Genomic DNA, 21,868 nt, shown 5'->3' on the forward strand with positions numbered 1-21,868 from the left:
AATCAAAGGAATAACCATGTAATATTCAGGAAATTAATTGAGGATGTTAAAGTTCTTCATCCATGTGTAAATGTTTTTTTCTTTATCTATCCAAAATGAATTGTGATGAAAATAAAAATCCTCACGCAAATTGGTGAGGATTTAACTTTGATCAGTATAGCTTTTAATTGATGTTTTGTCGAATTACTAAAGAGTTATTGTCGGGATCCCTAAAAAAGAAAAACTGATCAATATACCCTTCATCGGATTTGTTAGTAAGGATGTAGCTGTCGCCTGCTTTATCAATGCTCACTTGATTTTCCTGAAAAAAGGCGAGTGTGGACTCTATATCATCTACCAAAAAACTTGGAACAGTTCCATTAGTTGGCTTTGGGGAAAAAGGACTGGGAATGTCTTGATACAGTCCAAATACTATTTTGCTTCCATTGGGGCCAGTAAGATTCATTTGGAGGTAGGGAAGGTCGGTTCCAGTAGGATGAGTAATGGAATACTTTGGGTCTAATTTAAACCCCAGTACACGTTCGTAAAACTCCTTTGACCGATTAAGATTACTCGATGAAATTTTAGTAACCAGAAGCGAACTTGAAAAAATCATGATGTTATTTGATTTAACAAAGTGATTTCAGCGCTTGATAAATCCTCGTTTGAGACGTATTCAAAACTAGGGCCGGCAACAAATCCTGGTTGATTTGGATAGGGAGTAGATAGCAGTTTTCCAGCATAGAGCCTTAAAGAAAACATTAAGCCCATGGCTTGATTGATTTGATCAGTTTGTCCGTTGAAGGTCAGATGTAAACTATTTAATAAGCAGGTGTAGGTATAGTTAAATAACTTACTGTATTGAAAAGCTAGCGTGTTTTCAGGCAATTCGGTCATTTTTGGATTTGGTTTCATGTTAGGAACCTCCTTTTCATTAAAAACGATTGGGGTTCCGGAATAGGAATAACCAGAAGTGGCACTTGGGTCTTTGACTAGAGTTTTTCCTTTGTAGATTTCTTCAAAACGGTAATAATGCGCAGGTTCTGTTTTGTCAGAATCCTCTCCATCTACAAATGGATCTGTACTGGTTCCTTCTCCTTGGTCAACGATAAGATCTATCCCTTGAAATGCCATTGTTTCATCAGTAATTGGGAATAATAAATTCTTTGGAAAGAATTTCTCATAGGTAAGCTGATAGGTAGGATCTCCGGTAAATATGGTTTTTCCCGATTTTTTAGCTTCCCCTTCCAAAAGGGAGATCTTTTCCTTGATTTTTTGATAAAACTGCCCAATTGTCATAGTATCTTCCTGCAACTCCATGGATTTAATAGGAATTGGTTTTTCTGGTTCTTCTATCGACATGAAGACATTTTTAATTAATGAAAGGGAAAATTTTTCCAAAGGAACAGTAAGTCCGTAATCTACGCCTCCAGGAAGTGGGCCAGGGTAAGTCGGAATAAAACCTGGTTGATTTAGCACGGGTGATCCACCTATTGCATTGAGAAGATTACATGCGATAGAGAGATGAAGCATTTCTTCCCCCACGACCGACCCAATCAGATTCGAAATCTCATCATTTCCTGTATTGGCTAGGGTGAAATTTGCGGTCAGGTACGGTGGTATGGTGGAATGTTCTAATTCGATTGCCGTTTGAATGGCCGAACGAAGGTCATCTAGGGTGTCTATTTTTATTGCTTTGAGAAAAATCATGGTGCTTGGGTTATAATTTTTTAAAAGTGATGGAATCTTTCGTTCCTGCTTTTGAAATAACAGCGTTTAAATAATTGATAATCATCGCAGACTTATCTCTGGAAAGATCCCGGGTTGCCGGCATGTAATTGGGGTCTTCTTTGTCTTTACTAAAAACAAATTGTAGGATCTCCGCATTCTTGTCTACAATTGATTGATCTGCGAGGTTAAAAATCCCTTTTGACATCAAGGGATATAAATTGGCGTATTGCTGCATGATAGGTTGGATGTCCTCCCAAGTGGGATTAGCTATTTTTTCTGGATCTACCGAATCAAATACCAAGAAGCTCAGGAAATTATTTTGATTACATTCTGAGAAATAGCCATCGCTGAAATTATAGGAGATTCCATAAACCTGTCCGTCAATGTATCCCCTTGGGTTGCCAGGATCATTGGCTTTTACAGTTAGGCTTGCTTTGCCTAGTGTATCGGTTTTTATTGTTTTTGGGAAAACCATTGCAGATTTGGGAACTCCTACTACCGGTGGAGTGGGGCCGAATGGGCTATCGATCAATTGGAATTCTATTTCTTTGTCAGGTAATGGTTTTCCCAGTTTACTCGCATAAAAATTAACTTGGCATTCTTCCTCTGGATTTAAATAAAAAACAAATTTATCAGCGCAGACGTATTCCTCACTTTCTCTAAAAATCACCTCCCCCTCGGAGTTTAGAATAACCAAAGGGTTTTCTTCTACCAAGGAGGTGTTGGGCCCTAGAGGAATCGTGTTAATACCTGATTGGCCTTTGTACCAATTGGGATCTGCAAGATGTATTTCTCCGATTTTTGTGATGTCATCAAAACCCACTTTCCCGGTATTTACTCCTAAAGTTAAAGGTAAAGTGTTCTTAATGGTGCCATTTGGAAAGATGGGAAAGGAATTGGCCAAATCGATGACCACTTGATTTAAGTTTTTGTCAATAATGGCATTGGCATAATTGATAGTGCTGGTCTGAGGAAACAGTGGACGGCCTTGCGTGAAATATTTTGGTTCTCCTTCAAAATAAGGTCCAATGGATCCTACGATTCTTCCAATGGTGAATGCAGGAGAGGTATGATCCATATCATAGAGGTCGGTTGTAAATTGTATAGAAAGTTGATTTTTGCTGACTTCAAATAATTCCTTTAAATACCTTGAATTACAAGATTCAATATTCCAGTTGATATTGGTTAAAGTAGATTGGAAGATGGCTGCAGCTCTGGTATCTCCTCCTAATTCAGGAGCTCGTTTCATCCAGATATTGGTAAAGGAAGCAACTTCATAATCTGACTTTATAATCTCTTGATCACCAGCTACTAAACGCACTACCAATCCCCAAAGCGCAGATACCATTTGTTGTTGGGAATCCAAATCGACAATTTTTCCTGCCACCTTTTGATTGGAATCCATGATACTCATTCCTATTACGGGATCTTCTTTTGGGTCTGATGTAGAGGTTCCATCTAGGTAGGTGACGCCTTGCACGGTGCAACTTAAAAACCTCCAACTTCCGGTACCATCAGGATTCCACCATCCATTGGTTGCACCAAGCCCCCATTTTTGAAAATCAGGCTCGAAGGTTTGGTTATTAAAGTGAGTGGGGTCGTTGTTAACGGTGGATGGATCAGCTTGAAACTGCCCCGAAAAAGTCAGTCGAGGCGAATTTAAATAGGACATGAAAGAAGATGTTTAAAAGTAAAAATTTGAAAAAGAATGATTTAATCTAAGGAATATCATTCTTAAAAACTAACTGTTTAAATAATATAAAAGATCCGTAAATATTTAGTAATAAATAAGTTACAGTTTTGTATGTACCAGATGAGTTTTCATGATCTTCAAATGGTGTGTAGGGATTAAATGAAAAAAAATGGGTAAAAAAATGTCTGAAAGATAATTTCAGGCATTTTAAGGGATTCTTTTATTCTTCCCCTTCTTTCAGCGTATAATTGACCATCCAACCATTTCCGTATTTATCGGTAAAGCTTCCGAAATACGCTCCCCAAAATGCTTTTTCATATGGCATTTCTATTTTCCCTCCTTCTGATAGGCCTTCAAAGAATTTATTTCCTTGTTCTTTGGAGTCCGGCATCAAAGAAATATAATTATGGTTGCCCACAGTTAATTGATGTCCCATACTCGGCATATTATCACTGGCCATAATTTTTACTTCATCTGAAAGTTTAAGTGTAATATGCATTACGCGATGCTTTTCTTCCTCGCTGATTTCCATGCCAGGGATTTCACTGAAGTAATTGATTCCTCCCTCGAATTCACCACCCAATGTCTTCTTGTAAAAATTCATTGCTTCTTCAGCTTGACCGTCAAAATTTAAATAAGGATGAATGTTCATAATATTTTGGTTAAGTAATTAAAAGTGAATGCATTACAATTTCGTGATTTTGCTTGTGTTTTGGTCTGTTTTAAAACTCAAATATGACAATATCAGTCCTATAATCACCACTGTACAGGCCAAGACCCAATTGAAATAAGAAATCTGAATGGAGATAATTTGCAAAGCCAATCCTGCCAACCAAACTAAATGTCCAACTCGGGTTCTTTGCGGTCTCTTTTTTACATCATAGCTGGTATTGCCCTCATCAATTAAAGGACGAAAAAAATCTTTGTATTGGATCAATAAAATAAAATTCAACAACAGTAAAAAAGCCAACACCAAAGGGGTTCCTTTCCAGTTCAATGAAATAGTAACCATTAATATGTTACCGATCATTGGAATCATCATGATGCTGCCCAAAAGCTTATAACGTGTGGTTACTAAAAGATACCCAATAATAATTTGGCAATAGGCTATAAAGACTCCATATAAGCCCAAGCCATGTTTTGCTAACTCATCAATTAACCAAACAGGGCCTATCCATCCAAAAAACTGGTGTTCATAATAAAGTTTTGCCATTCCAGCTCCCCAGAAAGTAAAACCAAGAAAAATGGAAATCCCTTGAATTAGATAGTAGGGTATTCTTTTCATGGAAGTCGTTGTGATCCTAATAATAAATATAGTGTTTGTTCTTGAGGAGTGCTTTAGATGGATAAAAGATTGATTAAAAAGAAGTTTAGTTAGCCGCTTAAATCAATTCTTAATTTTTTTTAGATTAATTCTAAATAACACTTGTTTAGAATTAATCCAAATAATATTTTTGTCGCATCATTGAAATCTTAATCCATATGAATCGACTATTTATACTATTGTTCACCAGCTTTTTGCTGAATACTTTCCATGCTATTGGACAAAACGGGAGTATCAGCGGACTTGTGTCTACCTCCGATAATCAGCCAATAGAATTTGTAAATGTAGGTGTAAAGGGACTTGCTAAGGGAAATTCTACTGATAGGAAAGGGTTTTATGAAATCAAAAACCTTTCTGCAGGGAATTATACCATTTTCGCCTCATTTGTCGGGGTTGAAAAACAAGAAAAGCAGGTAGTTCTAGGGGAAGGAGAGACGCTTACATTAAATTTCATTTTATCGGAAAGCTCCACTGATTTAAATGAAGTCATTGTCACTGATATGAGCTCCAATCGGTTTTATTCCGATAGTAACTTTACGGTTGCAAAATTACCATTGACAGATTTAGAGAATCCTCAGGTCTACAATTCCGTAAGCTCAAAACTTTTGAAAGAACAGGTAGTCACCAACATGAATGATGCCTTAAAGAATGCCACCGGAGTAACTCGTTTATGGGAATCTACAGGACGTGGAGGAGATGGGGCAGAATATTATTCTATGAGAGGGTTTTCTGTGCAGCCAACCATGGTAAACGGAATGCCCAGCCTAAATAACGGAGGCTTAGACCCTGCAAATATTGAAACTGTAGATGTAATCAAAGGTCCTTCAGGTACCCTATTTGGAAGTTCTGTGATTTCTTATGGGGGATTAATCAATATTACCACCAAAAGACCTACAGACAATTTCAAGGGGGAAGTAGGGTTTATTACAGGGAATTACGGTCTCAACAGGATCACTGGAGATGTGAATGTGCCATTAAACGAGCATGCTTCCATGCGGGTAAATACTGCCTATCAGCAAAACAATACTTTTCAGGATGCTGGAGGAAAAACCTCTTTTTTTGTTGCTCCTTCCTTCAAATTTAAGGCTAGTGAAAGATTGACTTTTCTAGTTAATACCGAGTTTTTGAATTCCAATTCGGTAAATGCGCCAATGATCTTTTTGAACAGATCAAATCCTTTGACTTTTGATTCAATTGACCTGTTTGAAAGAAATTATGAGCGATCCTTTACGAGTGATGAGCTAAGTATCAATAATAATTCTTATGCACTTCAAGCCCAGGCCTTCTATCAACTGTCTAATAACTGGACCTCACAAACTGTCCTTTCTAGAAGCTATACCAAAACAGATGGTTATTACCATTACCTGTTTGATGGAAGTGATGGAGATTCTTTTTACAGATATATTTCCGATAGGAATGGGCAGACTTTGACCACAGATATTCAGCAGAATTTTATAGGCAATTTTCAAATCGGTTCTTTTAAAAACAAAATGATCCTAGGGTTGGATTACTACGATCAGGACATCAAAAACAGTAGCACAGGTTGGGTTGGAAATGGCGTTGTTACGCTTTCAGACGGAAATGATACAGGTGTGTTGACTCAAGCTGGAGTGGATGAATTGTTGAAAGATACCTTTGAGGGTAATAGCACAGGGACGACTCAAGTAGTGAGTGCTTATGTGTCAGATGTGATTGAATTAACTTCTCAACTTTCAGTGATGGCCAGTGTCAGAGTGGATCATTTTAAAAATGAAGCTTGGGGAACTGATAGTGATCAAAATACACAAACAGCTGTATCTCCGAAATTCGGAGCAGTGTACAAACTGATCCCCAACAAGGTTTCCATCTTCGGTAATTATATGAATGGATTTCAAAATATTGCTCCAACCACCGTTTCCGATCAAGATGGCACCAATCCTAGGTTTAAAGTTTTTGACCCTGAAAAAGCCAACCAATATGAATTTGGATTCAAAACCAATTTGCTAGGAGATAAAATTGCAGCAACAGCGAGTTATTACAATATCAAGGTAAGTAACCGAGTTATGACTGATCCAACCAACGTAAACAATTCCATTCAGGGGGGAGAAGTAGTGAGCAAGGGAGTTGAACTGAGTGTGATCGCTAGCCCTGTTCAGGGTTTGAATCTGGTCGCTGGTTTTAGTCACAATGATGCAAAAGTAACTGAAGATTTTCCCGAAAGTGGGTATTTGGGCATGCGCCCTGAGTCTGCGGGACCCGAAAGCCTTGTCAATTTCTGGGCAAGCTATAACTTCTCTGCAGGAGCCTTGAAAGGATTTGGATTAGGTTTTGGTGGAAATGCAGCAAGTGAATTTTTGACCCTAAACAGGGATAATATCGGTGCTTTTGCCTTACCAGCGTATCAAGTGGTTAATGCATCGATTTCATATACAGGTTCACAGTATTTCTTAACCCTAAAACTAAATAATCTTACTAACCAGAAATACTATTCTGGATGGTCCACTGTGACTCCACAAAATCTAAGAAATGTTGCGCTCAGCCTTAATTACCGATTTTAATGAATTTCAAAAAGATCATCAATAGATTGCACCTATGGCTCGGACTTTCTTCCGGGCTGGTGGTGTTTATTGTCGCTATTACTGGATGTATTTATGCCTTCCAGGCAGAAATCAAGGATTTGACTTATTCTTTTCTTTTTGTAGAATCGGAGAAGAAAGAAGTATTGCCGCCCAGTAAAATCAGTGAAATAGCTTATCAAGCTTTTCCGGAAGGACATCTTCATGCGGTACTTTATCCAACCAGTGAAAGGTCTGCTCAAGCAATATTCTTTAGCTATGGGGAGGGGAATGATCATTACAAGATTGCCTATATTAACCCTTACTCTGGGGAAGTGCTAAAACTCAAGGATGAATACGCAGATTTTTTTAGAGTGGTATTAGATGGTCATTTTTATCTATGGCTTCCTCCAGAAATCGGCCAGCCAGTGGTAGCTTCATTTACCTTGATTTTTTTGTTTATGGTAATTTCTGGATTGATTCTTTGGTGGCCTAAAAAGAAAAGTAACCTCAAGCAAAGCCTGAAAATCAAATGGTCTGGAAGATGGAGAAGGAAGAACTATGACTTGCACCAGGTGCTTGGATTTTATGTAATGATTTTTGCCTTTGTTTTTTCAGTAACTGGATTGGTTTGGGGTTTTAGTTGGATTAGAAGTGGTTTATACTCCGCTTTGTCTGGGGGCGAGGAATTTGTGGAATATTACACTCCCCCTTCTGATTCTACTAAGGTTTGGTCCAATGATATTCCAGTATTGGATGCAGTATGGATGAAAATGAACGCCTATTATCCAGATGCAGAATGGATAGAAGTTCATCCCCCGGAATATGAAGGGGCCGCCATTGCTGCCAATGCCAATCCTGATGCTTCTACTTATTGGAAATCAGATTATCGATATTTTGATCAACATACGTTGGAAGAGCTTCCAGTAGATCATTTCTACAATCGATTGGAAGAAGCCACTTTCGCGCAAAAAGTCATGCGTCTTAATTATGATGTGCATGTTGGTGCTATTGCTGGATTACCAGGAAAGGTGTTGGCATTTTGTCTGAGTGCAATCATAGCCTCTTTGCCGGTGACAGGTTTTTTAATTTGGTGGGGCAGGAAGAAAAAGGACAAGAAAGGAAAAGTGAAAATCAGAAGAGAATTGGTGAATGTTTAAACTGGTTATGATCTACTTTTTAATAGATGAACCTTGAATGCGGCGAAGATTTTTATTTCTTCGCCGTTTGAATTTTTTCATCTGATTAATTCTTCCAAAATCATTATTTTGACTCATTAAATCTTTTAAAAATATGGCAACAGCAAGTGAATTAGCTCCAGGAAGTAAACTCAGCCATCCGAAATTCGGAACAGGGATGATTCTATCTGTGGATGAAACTTATTACAAAATCTATTTTTACAACTCCGAAGAAGTGAAGACTTTAGCGAGGGATTATGAGGGATTTACCGTAGAAGAAGCAAAAGTTCCTGACTTCCCCATGTTGACAATGAAGGATGTGGAAAAAGCCATTCGAGAGGCTTTAAATCAAACTTCTGAGCGAGCTCCAATTGTTCCTTTAGGTGGAAAGTGGATGGGTGGAAATGTGGTTTTTGAACCCAATGATAAAAACCTACAGGCCAAGGAGATTCCAATGGCCACATTCTTTCACAAAATCGTGATGGTGAGGGAGAAACTTCGGGTATTAGAACAAAACATCAATAATCATCCTAAATTGGATGATGAAGATCGGGTACACTTACAGCAATATATTACTCGTTGCTATGGCTCTTTGACGACTTTCAATGTACTCTTTGCCTACAAAGAAGACCAATTTAAAGGAAGTGGTTCTTAAGAGGTAGGATTTCTGATATCAGATTTTATAACACTTAGAACCTATGAACCTATGATTAAAAATACTTTTCTTTTTTTAGCAATAGCCATCCTTTTGACGGCTCAAAAACCCAATGAGCAAGGTTTGAAAGATATTTTTGAAGATAGCTTTTACATAGGGGTGGCTTTGAATTCACGGCAGGTTGCTCCCGAGGCTACTCAAGAGTATGCCTTGATTAGTTCCCATTTTAATAGCTTGAGTCCGGAAAATGGATTGAAGTGGGCTTTGGTTCATCCCCAACTCGAAACCTATAACTTTCAATTTGGAGATGAATATGTGGCATTAGGAGAAAAACTTGGAGCTTTTACTATTGGACATTGCTTGGTTTGGCATCAGCAGGTACCGAATTGGGTTTTTGAAAGCGAGACTGGAGAAAAGCTAGATAAAGAGGCCCTGATTAATCGAATGGAAGCTCATATCGAAACAGTGATGGGCCGATACAAAGGAAAGATAAAAGGGTGGGATGTGGTCAATGAGGCATTTAATGAAGATGGTTCTTTTAGGCAATCCAGATGGTTTGAAATTGCAGGAAAAGATTTTATCAAAGCTGCTTTTAAGAAGGCACATGAAGTAGATCCGGAAGCCGAACTTTATTACAATGATTACAATGTCTGGAGAGCTTCCAAGCGAAAAGGAATTCTCGATTTTGCCAAGGAAATGAAAGCAGAGGGAATTCAGATCGATGCAATAGGAATGCAAGGACATTATACAGTCAATGGACCATCCATTGAAGAAATTGAAAAAGGAATTTTAGAGATTTCTGAGGCTGGGTTTCAAGTGGCCATCACTGAATTAGATGTGGACGTGTTGCCAAGGCCAAGAAATTCCGAAGGGGCAGATTTAACTATCAATTATGCTAATTCTCCTGAATTCAATCCCTACAAAGAAGGAATCACACCGGAAGGAAAGGTGCAACTTGCGAAACGATATGAGGAAATTTTCAAATTATTTGAAAAGCATAAAGATAAAATCAGCAGGGTTACTTTTTGGGGATTGTATGATGGTAGATCCTGGTTAAATAATTTCCCTGTGAGAGGCAGAACCAATTACCCCTTGCCATTTGATAGAGATATGAAATTAAAAGAGGATGTTTACAATGGGATCAAAAAAGCGGTCGAACATTAATTCTGATCCCTCTTAATCCAAAAGTTTTCAGCCGTTCGGATTTACAATCAAATCCGGACGGCTGATTTTTTTATAATGAATAGGATTCGTCAATCAATTCTTTATTACAAGCTGCTCCAGCCATGTTGCCTGAAGAAACAGCAAAGGCAACTGATCTGAACATATTCGTATTGTCTCCACATGCATAAACTCCGGCAACCGTTGTTTTTTGGAATTGATCCACTTCAAGGAAACCATTTTGCTTCAACTCACAACCTAGGGAACTGATGATGCCTAAATTTTGGTCAAAATCTGGTTTGGCATACAACGCTTTTAAGTGAATAGCATTTCCATTAACCAATTTGACGGATTTCAGCGCTCCATTTTGATGGGTTAGCTCTTTAACTGGGGATTCAATAATGTTGATGTTTTTACTAAGTAATATGGAGGTTTGTTCCTCAGTTAGTGTAGATTTCCCGTTGGTAAATAATGTCAGGTCTTTGGTCCAATTGGTAATCATTTTGCCAAACTCAAATCCAAAATCTCCATTGGCCAGAAGCCCTGTGGATTGGTTTCTTACCTCATAACCATGACAATAGGGGCAATGTATAACAGAAATTCCCCAGCATGCCTTCAATCCAGGAATAGCAGGTAATAAGTCCTTAATTCCCGTTGCCAAAATTAATTTTTTGGATTTGTAGATGCTTCCTTTCTTCGTTTTTATTTCGAACCCTTCTTCCATCTTATTTCCTTCCACCGCTAAGTCTGAGGTAAATTGGACTGTTGGATATGCTTCCGCTTGTTTCCGGGCTATGGAAGAAATTTCTCTAGGCGATTTCCCGTCCTGTGTTAAAAAATTATGTGAATGTGGAGTTTGCTTATTGCAGGGTTCACCCGCATCGATGACTAATACTTGACGCAAAGACCTGCCTAATGCCATGGCTGCTGCTAATCCTGCGTAACTCCCACCTATAATGATAACTTCAAAATTATTCTGTCTCATTTCTTGCCTGATTGAATTCCAAAGGTACAATAAAAATCCTTTAATGCAACATTGTTGCATTAAAGGATTCGAGTTAAACAACCATAAGAATTCATCAAGTATTCTTATGACAGGAAAAACTGTACTTAGTTATTTTGAAAACAGCTCGATGGTGTAATCCAACAATTCAACTCCTCCGATTTTGCCATGACCTGGAATGACAACCTGAGTTTTCGGGAAGGTGCTTTTAACTTTCTTTACTGTTTCAGGCCAGGCAGCAACATTGGCGTCTTCCAAATTTCCATTTCCAGCTCCTAGGGTTTTGATCATGCAACCTCCAAAAATGACATGATCCGAAGGGACGTAGGAAACAAAATTGTCCTTTGTATGACCTTCTCCCAGAAATTGATTGATTACTTTCTGATTTCCTGCCTGAAGTTTTAATTTATTCTTAAAGCTATTTTCGGGAATTGGATAAGCAGCTGCTTTTGCCAATTCTATGGTTTTTTCGGAGGCATATGAAGGAATTCCCTTTTCATGAAATTCATTCAATCCTCCCAGACAATCCCAATGAAAATGAGTAGCAACTACCGCTTTTATAATTACTTTTTGCTCAGTTTCTAACCAGTTGATTAATTCATCGCTCGCTTCTCCATTGGCTGGTGTGTCAATTACCAAAGCTTCATTTTGGTTAATCACGATCATCCCATTACAGGCTACCTTTCCAAAATCATCCGTATTGAGGTAACTAATATGGACGAATGTATGTGGCGCAATCTGTTCAATCTGCAGCGTCTCAGATTCATAAATAAAGTTTTTCTCTTGGCTTTGTGCGGCGCTGATTTTACAGAGTAATAGAAAAAAGAGGCCAAAAAGTAGTGTTTTCATGGTGGTGGAAGATGGATAAGGATTAGAACTGATTCAATTATTCCAAAACAAAACCCCAGCCTATTTTCATAAACTGGGATTTGAAAACCGATTTTTGGAAACTTATTTTCGTAATGTTTCCAGATAACTTACCAGATCTACTAATTCTGATTCCGATAGTGGGAATTTTGGCATTAATGATTCATCTAATTGCGTGACACTTTCTACCTGGTCCAGTTTATAGATTTTTTGTTCACTGCTACCCACCAATTTCACAATCAGGTCATTTTCCGTTTTGGAATTGACAATACAAGTGAACTCCGTTCCATCTTTCATTTTTACTAATTGGGTTTCATAGCCAAATCCCATTCCTTCAGAAGGATTGATGATGGCATTAAAAAGTCCTTCTTTAGAAAGCTTGTCTCCGATTTCAGATAAACCTGGTCCAAAATCAATCCCTTCATTTCCAATTTTATGACAAGCAAGGCAATAATTGGAAGCGATGGTTTTTCCATTTTCTACTGATCCATTTGCGGCAACTAATTTTGCCATGTCATATTCTTTTCCAGCGGCGTCTCCAAACAATTCATTGGCTTCTGCACGGAGATTTCCATTCCATGAGGAAAGGAGGATTTTCTGGGCAATGGGCAGTACATCCGCAGGTATTTTTCCAGCTTTGGCCAATTCCATTAAGTAAGGTTCGGAATTATATCCCTTGGCGGCTTCCATTGCTGCCGTTCTAATTTCTACTGGCTTGGATTCATCGGTATAATATTGAGCCAACAGTTTGGCCATATTTTCATTGTCTATGGTCCCAAACTTCTCGAGGGCAGTGACGATTTTCACTTGATCTCCTGTGTCAAACTCATTTTTGATATCATCCAAACCATAAAGTGAGGCATAAATAATTGCCGCCATTTGAGAATGACGATTGTTTTCAGATTGATATACAAGTGACTTTAACCGTTCTTTTTGATCCGAAATACCGTATTTGCTAACGATATCCAGAAAGTCGCGATCATCAACGATGTCTCCTGCTGTTTTCTTTGCTAAAGAAAGCAACTCCCTGTCTGGGGAAGTAGGATCAAAATTGATTTGTCTTAAAATGATTAGCTGATCTTCTTCAGGAGCAGATGCCAATAGAGATTTCAATACTTTGGTTTTACTACTTGGCTCTTGAAAATCCAAGGCTCTATAGTAGCGCTGATTATTTCTACCAGGCTGAGAGAGGATAATTTTTCCTAGTAATTCCGAAGTTTGGCTGCTTCTTGACCTCCATACAATATCTGTTGCTTCAGGAATTTGCATCCAAGAATCCTGCTTATTTGCTAAATAAGCGCTTATATACTCATCCCAGAATCCATCTGCAGCTATCCCTAGTGCTTCCAGGAACCAACGATCGCCACTTTGGTAGGAAGCGGCTAATTTCAGCCAAACATCCTCATTTTTTTGATATCTGATGGCCAAAGCCACTTCTCGTCTTACTTGAATGTTTTCATCCTCCGCCATTCGTAAAAGGAAATTAGGATCGTTTAGCTGATTGATTCTTGAGGCTCTAATAGCTGCCACACGGATATTTGGATCAGGATCTGAAGAAGCTAATTGAATGAAATTGTTTCCTTCCGGTAATTTAGTCAATACCCAGAAGGCTCTTGCTCTCATTCTAGAGTCCCCATCGGCATATAATGTCTCCAAGGTCTCTTTCGCCTCTTCCCCTTTTTCTACCAAGGCCATAAATGCTTTAAAATGAGTAGCTCTATTCGGGTTTTGAAGTAGAAAAACCAAGGATTCAATGTTGTTATAATTGTGTTTTGGCAAATCGTAATCAACCCCGTGTGGCGCCAGTCGATAAACTCGCCCTCTTTCCTGGTCTCCCATGGCATGGCCTCCGACTCCTGGATCGTACCAATCCGAAACGAATAGGGAGCCATCCGGAGCTACTGTCACATCCGATGGTCTGAACCAGTTGTCTCTACCATTTCCATTCATTAAGTTTTTGATGCTCGCTGAAAATCCGGCACCATCAGGTTTTGTGATATATGCTCTTACGATATTTGGGCCTGCATCAGAATGAATGAGTTGATTATGATAATCATCAGGTAATAAATCTCCCTCATAGACCAGAATTCCAGTCGGGGAACCCGCATAAGTCTGTAACATATTGGGAACTACTCCTGGATCATTCAGATGCCAATGTTGCAATGGGATAGAATCTTCCATGTTGATTCTTCTGGTTCTCCAATCAGCTCCAGTCATTTCATCTTTGAACCCATAATTCCCGTAATCCATCACGTAATTTATTCTGGTGCCTCTGTTTCCATCATCATCGTTATCAGATTGCCACATTCTGCCATAGCTATCCACTGCTACCTCGTAATTATTCCGGAAATTCCAGGCTAGTACTTCCACATCCGTGCCGTCAGGATCCATTCGGAAAACCATTCCTTCACGATAGGGATGTGTTTCACTGTTCACTGGCCTGCCTAATGGATCCAGGATGGGGGAGCCATCCGCATAATGAATACCTTTACCTTCATTACCGTAGTTGAAATATAGTTTGCCATCTGGTCCAAAGGTGAAAGCATGCATTCCATGATCATGTTGAACTCCGCCAACACCTTCAAACAGGATTTCTTTTTTCTCGGGCACATCATCTCCATCCGCATCCGTGAAAACATATACATAGGGGCTGACAGAAACGTAAACCTTCTCTCCCAATACCGCTATCCCTAATGCGGCATTGATGTCATTTCCTTGGTAGAATACTTTTGATTCGTCTGCCACACCATCTCCATTAGTGTCCGTCATGATTAAAATTCGGTCCCCCTCTTCATTGGTCGGGTTTCTTGGGTTTAAGTGCGATCTATAATTATAGGCTTCCGTAATCCAAACTCTTCCGCGATCATCTACATCCATGTTGGTGGGATTGATCATCATGGGTTCGGAAGCAAATAATGTCAATTCAATCCGCTCATCCTCCACCACAATGCCATCAAGCGCGTGTTCGGAAGATCTCTTTTCTTCTTCCGTCAATTGAGCATATTGTGCATCTGTAAGTTTTGATTTCTGCGATTTTGAGCAGGAAAAAATTACACTTGCTGCTAGTAGAATAGAATAAATAGGTCTTTTCATTTTGAATAGGTATATGGGCATCTGATAGGATTAAATCTAATCCAACTTCTAAAGTAGAATTTTTAGGTAGGTTAGCCAATCTACTTGCAGGTTTTTAGAAGGTTATGAAAAAAATATAGTAAAAAAATATCCCTGCTTAAGGTAAACAGGGATATGATATTCAATTAGGCTAATGTGGGTTTTAATACACTGAGTTCCTGTTGAAGGTTTTTTAATTGAACTTTCATTTTTTCAAGCATCTCTTCAGAATCTAGCTGTACTGTTTGGATTAAGTGTTGGTAATACTCAATTCCCTGGTCTAGATTTTTTTGAAATTTGTCCAGGTAATTTTCTTGCTTGCTAGAAGGACTAGCGATAAGGTTTTGAAATTCCTTTTTCAAATGGCTGACATACAACTGGGCCTCTTTGACAAATACATGAGGTCTTTCTGAATCCAGATTAAGGTTTAATTTTCCGTAGATATGAGAGACCATTTCTTTTAAACTAAAGGTGCCTTTGAAATACGCTAGGTTAGGGCCAGGACAAATGGTCACTGCATTTAGGTTTCTCCTTGGAGTGGACCCATTGGATAAAATAGCCGGAGCGCTTAACCCTTCACACAAGCAGTCTTTTTCAGCCACTTCATTCCATTCTTTTTCTGAAATTTCACCATTTTGAAATTGCTTACTTTTCAGGTTTTGATATTGTCTGGATGCTGTACAAATAGGTTTATCGGTAAACTCTGTACTAAAAGACAAGAACTTTTTATAGCAAGGACTTCCAGGTCTATTTCGCTCTAACCTTTGCTTGCGTTGATCCTCTCCACTGCTGGTTTTTAGATTGTTGAAAGGGACTCCAAGTGGAGAAGCATTGCTCAGGTAAAAATCTGATTTTTTTGCTTTCAAGATTCGCTGGAGTGTGTCTTCATCGACTGAAGTTGCCTCAGGAACTAATAAAAACGGACTTCCCCAACCTGTCCCGTCTAATTGGTAATAATTTCGTAAAAAGCTATCTTCTTTGGAAGTTCCGATTCCACCTTGGTAAGTGATTTTTATCCCAGGTGTTTGGGGCACACTTAGTTCTTTTGCTTCTAAGGCTTTCTCGTAGACCTCCATCAATGAAGATTGCAGTTCTTTTTTATTGGTTTTGAATTCTTCTAAAATAGGGCCGACCAACAAACCATCTGTGGCAAATGCATGGCCTCCGCAATTCAATCCTGATTCAATTCTAAATTCTGAAACCCAAAGCCCTTTTTTAGCTAGAAATTTACCTTGTATCAAGGCCGATCTGTAATCAGAAACTTTTAGAATAATACTTTTAGAATTTGGATGTTGAGGCGTTGGGAAAAAGCAATCAAATTGCTCAGCATAGCTATAGAGTGCTGGGTTTAGTCCAGCAGAAAAGATTACAGAGCTAGATAATTTACTGTTAGCAAAACCTCTTAAAGCGGCCAAAGCATCTGAGAATTCCCTTGGAAGCAAATCACCATTTTGGTCATAATTCATCTTGTCTACCTTGGTCATGATGTTGACATCAATTGCTCCGGGAAGAATCATGGATTTTATGGTTTCAACCTGTTGAGGGGTAAGATCTTGATGTATTAATTCCTGGGCTAAGTGCTTCAGTGGGTGGGCTTCAGGAAGTAGATCGATGTAGTTTTGGAATAATTGACCTTTCTCAGGAATAGCATTTTTGATTTCTTGGATTTGTTTGTCCACCAGCAACTGGGTCAGGTCTAAAAATGCAGTTGTTCTTTTGGCTTTGAAATCTTCTTCTTTTTCGGAAATAGGAGAATAAGGAAGATCGAATTTTTCAGAGTAGATTCTTCTCATATCTTCCAACAGATGGTCATCCATAATGGAAATCACACTGGAGATACCATACTTGGCAACTTTGATCGGACTGTCCACAGTAAATCCTAATCCCATCACAGGAATATGAAAAGAATGAGGAGAGATAGCTTGATTCATAATAGTTCCAATAAAATTTAGGTTCAAAATTACCAAGGAAATCTCCTGCAAGGGCCTAATAGGGGGTGCCTTTAATCAGCGTTAGATGTGATTTATATCATGTTTTTAAGGATGAGAATAGATCAAGACAAAAAAAAGGTCTCAATTAGCATTTGCCATTGAGACCTTTCAAGTAAAAATGACCTATTGGTTATTTTTGTTGCTGAAGATAAGTAACTAGTGATGCTAATTCCTCAAATGAAAGCGAATTGGCTAATCCAGCAGGCATGATAGAATTTTCCATCTCTTTTCTACTTCTGATGTTATTCTTTTGGATGGTCGTCGCTTTTCCTGTGATATCACGAAGAGTTAATTCATCCGCAGATTCTGCGGTGATAAAGCCCATATAAGTATCCCCATCCTTGGTATCAATCATAAAAGAAGCAAAACCTTGTGAAATAGAGGCATTTGGTTTCATGATGGATTCCGTGATCTGATCACGATTCATGATCGAACCAATTTGCCCCATAAACGGACCTTTCATTACATCACCCTTTTCGATGCTATGGCATGCAATGCAACCTTGGCTAGTGAATAATGCTTTTCCTTTTACAGGATCACCTTTGATGGCAGCAACAGCCAAGATTACATCTTCGATGGAAGATTCTCCTACCTGGCCTTTTTTATTTTTGATAGCTTCAAAGTCTACCTGTGGGTTTTCTTCGATAATTACTTCCTCAGAAACGGTTCCCAATTCAGAGATTTCCAATCTATTTCGATCATTTAATCCTGCAAAGAAATTCTTTTTGGAAGGATTAGACTTTTCAAATTCCTGAACTAGGAATGTTTTGATTTTATCAGAAGAATCCCAAGTAATTCCTTTATAATAAGGGCCATGCGTATCAGGTCTGGTACTCCACCACCAGCTGCCATCATAGGGAGCTTCTTCCATATAAAGTCTGGCTAAGGTACTTAGGATTTCATCTTTTAATTCTTGGTCGCTTGATCCTTCATAGGCATTCATCAAGCCTTCAACTGCCTTTGGGTCATGCATGTATCTTAAGGTCCAAAGTGCCAATTTGGGATTTGTCCTGATGGCCTCTACTGTCGCATCCACAGCGTCTAGCTCCACCAAAGACTTCACCGCCAAATGTGGTAAGATAATGTCTGAATTTGGTGTGGCATGCGGACCTTCTATTCCAGGTTGAGGGATTTTTGCAGAAGCAGGAACATTAATTTCAAGCAATGTTTTCGCTGCATCTTTCTTGCCCAATCTGCCCAACCCAACAATAGCTGCTACTTGTACTCTTGGATTAGCATCATGCACTGCAGCTAGAAATGGCTCCTCGGGAACATTGCTCAAACAAGACTTTCGATCAGTAAGAGCTCTTAACGCGAATTCTCGGATTTTATCTTCTTCGCTAAGCTTTAATAATTCTTCGACTCCGTTTGTACATGCCGCTTGGGCATAAGTGAAAATACCAGCTACTCGATTTTGAAGCGGTAAAGTTTTGTCTTGCGCAATTTTCAAAGCCTCCATAGCTACTTCGTCCAAAGGTCTTTTTAAAAGCTCTTGCTGCGCATGGAAACGAGTCACAGAATTACCTGCTTTCAACAATTCTCCAAGTTCAGCGACTGAGGCAGCTTTCAAATCAGGAAATGCTTCGTAAGTCCAATCTTTTGGAACCACTTTTACTACATATCCTTTTTCAGGGCTTCCTTTATAACCGGCACCATCCCATGCAGCCAAGAACATTCTTCCTGATCCATCCACATCCACATCGGTGATCTGTGAAAGTTTGATAAACCGTTCGTCTTGCTGGGTGAAACCAGGTCCATCCATAGTTACTCTGTGAATGAAAAGTTGGCTTCTACCCCAATCAGCCATCATCGGTACGTGATTGAATTCCGCTGGCCAACGGTCATCATCCATGAAGTAGGAACCTGTTCCTGAACCACCACCTAGGTCAGCTAAGGCAGGAATGATTTCGTCAGTAAAGTTTTTAAATAGGCTAGGATAGCCATACTCTCCACTTTGGACATAATGGATAAAGCGAATGTTCCATCCACCTCCATCATTGGTGTTTCCTCGGGTATAGATATTCATAAATGGGTCAATGGCTACATCGTAAATATTTCTAGTACCGTGTGCATACACTTCCATTTCTGTTCCATCAGGTCGAACTCTTACGATTCCACCACCAAGCATGGTCATCTTTTTGCCACTTCTATCTTCTGCCTCATGGAAGCCAAAGTCACCAACCGCTACATAGATCCATCCATCGATACCCATTCTGATGCCATTGGTAGCGTGGTCCGTTCCTCTGCTTCTTAATGATTCTGGAGAACAAATGTTTTTGATCAGAGGATTTGCAGGACCGTCAGCAACACCGTCATGATCTTTATCAACAAACTCCACTAAATCCATTCTTTCCGCTTCCCCGGTAGTTTCGTTGAACACCGTATGCAGGACAAAGACTTGATCTCCTACAGGCATGATACCACGTGGGTTGTCTGCTTTTGCAAACTCAATATGAGTTTCATAAACCCCATCGTTGTCGCGGTCTATCAACTTGACAATACTTCCTTTTCCAGGCTCTTTACCCAAAGAACCCATCATATCTACTCCCACGAAAATTTCACCATTGGGGCTCACAGCCAAACAAGCAGGACTCGGCACGATATCTGGGCCTGCAATGTTGGTCATGTCAAGTAGAGTGCTGTCTGCCGGGATATTGCTAGGGTCGACATTGGCAGGGCTGAAGTAGGCCTTCAGTTCATCATTATCTAACGTGGTGGCAGGTTTGTATTTGGAACAACCAAAAAGTAAAGAAAGCAACAGGGTGCTTAAAATTGGAATTCTGATTTTAGTCATGCTAAAATGTAAATAGGTTACTTTTTTATTAAATGCTGATTTTTTGAGCCCTCAAATATAAAAGATTCAAATACTTTAAGCCTTAAGATGCTTTGATTCCTTGTTGAACCTATTGCTTCATTGGATGAGTGGTTGAATGAATATAGGATTCTTAGAAATACATTTCATTTCTTCAACCCTATGCCCTATGATGAGGTCAGATTTAATTTTCTGGTTCTACTCTTTCATTAATGGCTTTTGCTCGTAGCTCAATGAATTTATTTGGGCCATCTTCGGTCTTGATCAATTCAAATGAATCATACAATTCGCCAACTGCTGTGTAGCTTTCAAAAAGTAAGTGATTTCCCTCCACTGTGATGACCTGAAATAATTGGGTGTTTTCCCCACTTCGATCTTTGGTTGCTCCTAGGTCTGTCCAGTCTCCGCCTACGTCATACATTTTCCCTCCACTGACAGAGACCACATACACCGTTCCGGTTTGATCTCTGAGATTTACCCCTTCTAATATATTTTCTCCAGGTGAGACCCTTCCTCTAGCATAGCTATGGTCATGTCCTTGCAAGGCAAGGTCCACATGGTATTTGTCAAAAATTGGTTTCCAGATTTCTCTCAGAGTCGGGTTATCTCTTCCTGAAGAGGCAGAATACATGGGGTGATGATAGGTGACGATGATCCACTTTTGAGTAGTTTTTTGTAATAAATTTTCTAACCATTCAGCTTGGACTTCCAATTCACGATTACTATTTAAAGAAATGATTCTTGCATCTTGGTAATCCATGTAATAGACCGTTTCTTCTAACCCTTCAGGACCATTTTGAGGGAGAGTAAACTGTGGATTCCATTGAATGGATAAACTTCTTTCTTTGGCAGCATTTTCTAAAGAATCTTTCGCTCTGTATTCATGATTTCCTGGGGTAGGAACAGCAGGGATCATACTATGGATGAAACCTCCTGCAGTAAACCATTCGTGCCAATCTTGCTCTTTATGTGCAGTATTGACCAAGTCTCCAGCATGTATGAAAAATTTAGCCTCAGGAGCAGTTTTGAATCCTTCCCGAATAAGCCTGGACCAGAGTTCCAAAATGTAATTTTGGGCATCGCCTACATATAAAAAGGAGAATTTATCATCCAATTGGTCGGAGGCAGTTTCAAACTGGAACCATTCACTCCATCGCTCTCCATCCCCAACGCGATATCCATAGATTGTTTTAGGTTCTAGGTCTTTTATTTCCAAGGAATGGTAGTGGGCCAATACTTCTGCAGTTTCGATGGTGTCGGCATCTAGAACTTCCGTGTTGGCTAATAGGGTCTCTTTGTTTTCCCAAAATTTGGGATCACCTGTGGCTTTAGCAATTTCAACATAAGCAGTATCGATTTCTTCATTGGTTCTCCAAGTAACACTGATTTCGCTGGCTGGATTTGCTCCGAAATTAATGATGATTCGATCAGGGTATACACTTGGTTTGCTCCACTCCATATCAAATATTGGAGCTGTGTAAGGAACAGGTTCTTGAGCAAAGGATTCGAAAACTAAAAAACAGAAAAGAAGTGAAAAGAATAATGGTTTGAATGGGGAATGGTTCATACAGAAAAGCTTTTAAATAATTGTTTCCCAAGATAAAAGTTTCTTTTAGGGAAAGAGACTTTCTCGAAAAGAAATAGCAATCTCCTAACTATAAGTTAATATGGATTGGAGATTGGATCGGTTTGTACAAAAAAAGCCTGACACTTTTCAGTATCAGGCTTAGTGCAGAGGAGGAGGGATTCGAACCCCCGGTACCTCGCGGTACAACGGTTTTCAAGACCGCCGCATTCGACCACTCTGCCACTCCTCTAGGTCGTTATCA

15 protein-coding genes and 1 tRNA gene are annotated in these 21,868 nt (G+C 39.3%); 4 read left to right on the top strand and 12 right to left on the bottom strand.

Translation table 11 applies throughout. The features are described from left to right. Positions 1–163: 163 nt before the first annotated feature. The 5 genes from BUR11_RS18095 to BUR11_RS18115 all read right to left on the bottom strand — a co-directional run bounded on the left by BUR11_RS18095 (position 164) and on the right by BUR11_RS18115 (position 4,688). Positions 164–595, bottom strand: coding sequence for a VOC family protein (locus BUR11_RS18095; RefSeq protein WP_074226423.1), 432 nt, complete (start codon positions 593–595; stop codon positions 164–166). Continuing rightward, complete coding sequence (locus BUR11_RS18100; RefSeq protein WP_074226424.1) at positions 592–1,689, bottom strand: ferritin-like domain-containing protein; 1,098 nt, start codon at positions 1,687–1,689, stop codon at positions 592–594. Before BUR11_RS18100 ends, BUR11_RS18095 begins: the two co-directional genes overlap by 4 nt. Before the next feature lie 10 nt (positions 1,690–1,699). Further along, complete coding sequence (locus BUR11_RS18105; RefSeq protein WP_074226425.1) at positions 1,700–3,382, bottom strand: hypothetical protein; 1,683 nt, start codon at positions 3,380–3,382, stop codon at positions 1,700–1,702. A gap of 241 nt (positions 3,383–3,623) precedes the next feature. After that, positions 3,624–4,055, bottom strand: a complete 432-nt coding sequence (locus tag BUR11_RS18110; protein WP_074226426.1) for a VOC family protein — start codon at positions 4,053–4,055, stop codon at positions 3,624–3,626. Between the two features lie 33 nt (positions 4,056–4,088). After that, positions 4,089–4,688 carry a hypothetical protein gene (locus BUR11_RS18115; protein WP_074226427.1) on the bottom strand — a complete coding sequence of 200 codons (600 nt, stop codon included), beginning with the start codon at positions 4,686–4,688 and terminating at the stop codon, positions 4,089–4,091. A 197-nt stretch (positions 4,689–4,885) separates the two neighbouring features. On the opposite strand from BUR11_RS18115, the gene BUR11_RS18120 reads away from it, so the two are divergent. The 4 genes from BUR11_RS18120 to BUR11_RS18135 all read left to right on the top strand — a co-directional run bounded on the left by BUR11_RS18120 (position 4,886) and on the right by BUR11_RS18135 (position 10,258). Continuing rightward, positions 4,886–7,264 carry a TonB-dependent receptor gene (locus BUR11_RS18120; protein WP_074226428.1) on the top strand — a complete coding sequence of 793 codons (2,379 nt, stop codon included), beginning with the start codon at positions 4,886–4,888 and terminating at the stop codon, positions 7,262–7,264. Next, positions 7,264–8,421, top strand: a complete 1,158-nt coding sequence (locus tag BUR11_RS18125) for a PepSY-associated TM helix domain-containing protein (protein WP_074226429.1) — start codon at positions 7,264–7,266, stop codon at positions 8,419–8,421. The genes BUR11_RS18120 and BUR11_RS18125 overlap by 1 nt, the downstream gene beginning before the upstream one ends. A 133-nt stretch (positions 8,422–8,554) precedes the next feature. Beyond that, complete coding sequence (locus BUR11_RS18130; protein WP_074226430.1) at positions 8,555–9,094, top strand: hypothetical protein; 540 nt, start codon at positions 8,555–8,557, stop codon at positions 9,092–9,094. 51 nt (positions 9,095–9,145) lie between these two features. Beyond that, entirely contained in the window at positions 9,146–10,258 is a 1,113-nt protein-coding gene (locus BUR11_RS18135) for an endo-1,4-beta-xylanase (RefSeq protein WP_074226431.1), read from the top strand. A gap of 70 nt (positions 10,259–10,328) precedes the next feature. Here BUR11_RS18135 and BUR11_RS18140 read toward each other — a convergent pair whose 3' ends face one another. From BUR11_RS18140 to BUR11_RS18170, 7 genes are all read right to left on the bottom strand, one after another. Further along, positions 10,329–11,240: an NAD(P)/FAD-dependent oxidoreductase gene (locus BUR11_RS18140; protein ID WP_074226432.1), complete on the bottom strand. Its 912-nt coding sequence runs from the start codon at positions 11,238–11,240 to the stop codon at positions 10,329–10,331. 129 nt (positions 11,241–11,369) lie between these two features. Next, positions 11,370–12,107: a subclass B1 metallo-beta-lactamase gene (gene bla / locus BUR11_RS18145; RefSeq protein ID WP_074226433.1), complete on the bottom strand. Its 738-nt coding sequence runs from the start codon at positions 12,105–12,107 to the stop codon at positions 11,370–11,372. Positions 12,108–12,209: 102 nt separating this feature from the next. Next, the gene (locus BUR11_RS18150; RefSeq protein ID WP_074226434.1) at positions 12,210–15,218 is read right to left on the bottom strand and encodes a PVC-type heme-binding CxxCH protein; all 3,009 of its coding nucleotides are present in this window, start codon (positions 15,216–15,218) and stop codon (positions 12,210–12,212) included. Between the two features lie 164 nt (positions 15,219–15,382). After that, entirely contained in the window at positions 15,383–17,167 is a 1,785-nt protein-coding gene (locus BUR11_RS18155) for a hypothetical protein (protein WP_074226609.1), read from the bottom strand. Positions 17,168–17,357: 190 nt separating this feature from the next. Further along, complete coding sequence (locus tag BUR11_RS18160) at positions 17,358–20,021, bottom strand: DUF7133 domain-containing protein (RefSeq protein WP_074226435.1); 2,664 nt, start codon at positions 20,019–20,021, stop codon at positions 17,358–17,360. A gap of 202 nt (positions 20,022–20,223) precedes the next feature. Continuing rightward, positions 20,224–21,606: a purple acid phosphatase family protein gene (locus BUR11_RS18165; RefSeq protein ID WP_074226436.1), complete on the bottom strand. Its 1,383-nt coding sequence runs from the start codon at positions 21,604–21,606 to the stop codon at positions 20,224–20,226. 165 nt (positions 21,607–21,771) lie between these two features. Beyond that, positions 21,772–21,856, bottom strand: a tRNA-Ser gene (locus BUR11_RS18170). Positions 21,857–21,868 lie beyond the last annotated feature (12 nt).

The organism is Algoriphagus halophilus (assembly GCF_900129785.1).
GTDB classification, from domain to species: Bacteria; Bacteroidota; Bacteroidia; order Cytophagales; family Cyclobacteriaceae; genus Algoriphagus; species Algoriphagus halophilus.

What these genes read in the sequence shown, in the direction of transcription:
- BUR11_RS18105 (WP_074226425.1), bottom strand. Translation starts at nt 3,382, where the DNA reads ATGTCCTATTTAAATTCGCCTCGACTGACTTTTTCGGGGCAGTTTCAA.
- BUR11_RS18155 (WP_074226609.1), bottom strand. Translation starts at nt 17,167, where the DNA reads ATGAATCAAGCTATCTCTCCTCATTCTTTTCATATTCCTGTGATGGGA.
- BUR11_RS18120 (WP_074226428.1), top strand. Translation starts at nt 4,886, where the DNA reads ATGAATCGACTATTTATACTATTGTTCACCAGCTTTTTGCTGAATACT.
- BUR11_RS18130 (WP_074226430.1), top strand. Translation starts at nt 8,555, where the DNA reads ATGGCAACAGCAAGTGAATTAGCTCCAGGAAGTAAACTCAGCCATCCG.
- BUR11_RS18110 (WP_074226426.1), bottom strand. Translation starts at nt 4,055, where the DNA reads ATGAACATTCATCCTTATTTAAATTTTGACGGTCAAGCTGAAGAAGCA.
- BUR11_RS18140 (WP_074226432.1), bottom strand. Translation starts at nt 11,240, where the DNA reads ATGAGACAGAATAATTTTGAAGTTATCATTATAGGTGGGAGTTACGCA.
- BUR11_RS18115 (WP_074226427.1), bottom strand. Translation starts at nt 4,688, where the DNA reads ATGAAAAGAATACCCTACTATCTAATTCAAGGGATTTCCATTTTTCTT.
- bla (WP_074226433.1), bottom strand. Translation starts at nt 12,107, where the DNA reads ATGAAAACACTACTTTTTGGCCTCTTTTTTCTATTACTCTGTAAAATC.
- BUR11_RS18100 (WP_074226424.1), bottom strand. Translation starts at nt 1,689, where the DNA reads ATGATTTTTCTCAAAGCAATAAAAATAGACACCCTAGATGACCTTCGT.
- BUR11_RS18135 (WP_074226431.1), top strand. Translation starts at nt 9,146, where the DNA reads ATGATTAAAAATACTTTTCTTTTTTTAGCAATAGCCATCCTTTTGACG.
- BUR11_RS18095 (WP_074226423.1), bottom strand. Translation starts at nt 595, where the DNA reads ATGATTTTTTCAAGTTCGCTTCTGGTTACTAAAATTTCATCGAGTAAT.
- BUR11_RS18125 (WP_074226429.1), top strand. Translation starts at nt 7,264, where the DNA reads ATGAATTTCAAAAAGATCATCAATAGATTGCACCTATGGCTCGGACTT.
- BUR11_RS18165 (WP_074226436.1), bottom strand. Translation starts at nt 21,606, where the DNA reads ATGAACCATTCCCCATTCAAACCATTATTCTTTTCACTTCTTTTCTGT.
- BUR11_RS18160 (WP_074226435.1), bottom strand. Translation starts at nt 20,021, where the DNA reads ATGACTAAAATCAGAATTCCAATTTTAAGCACCCTGTTGCTTTCTTTA.
- BUR11_RS18150 (WP_074226434.1), bottom strand. Translation starts at nt 15,218, where the DNA reads ATGAAAAGACCTATTTATTCTATTCTACTAGCAGCAAGTGTAATTTTT.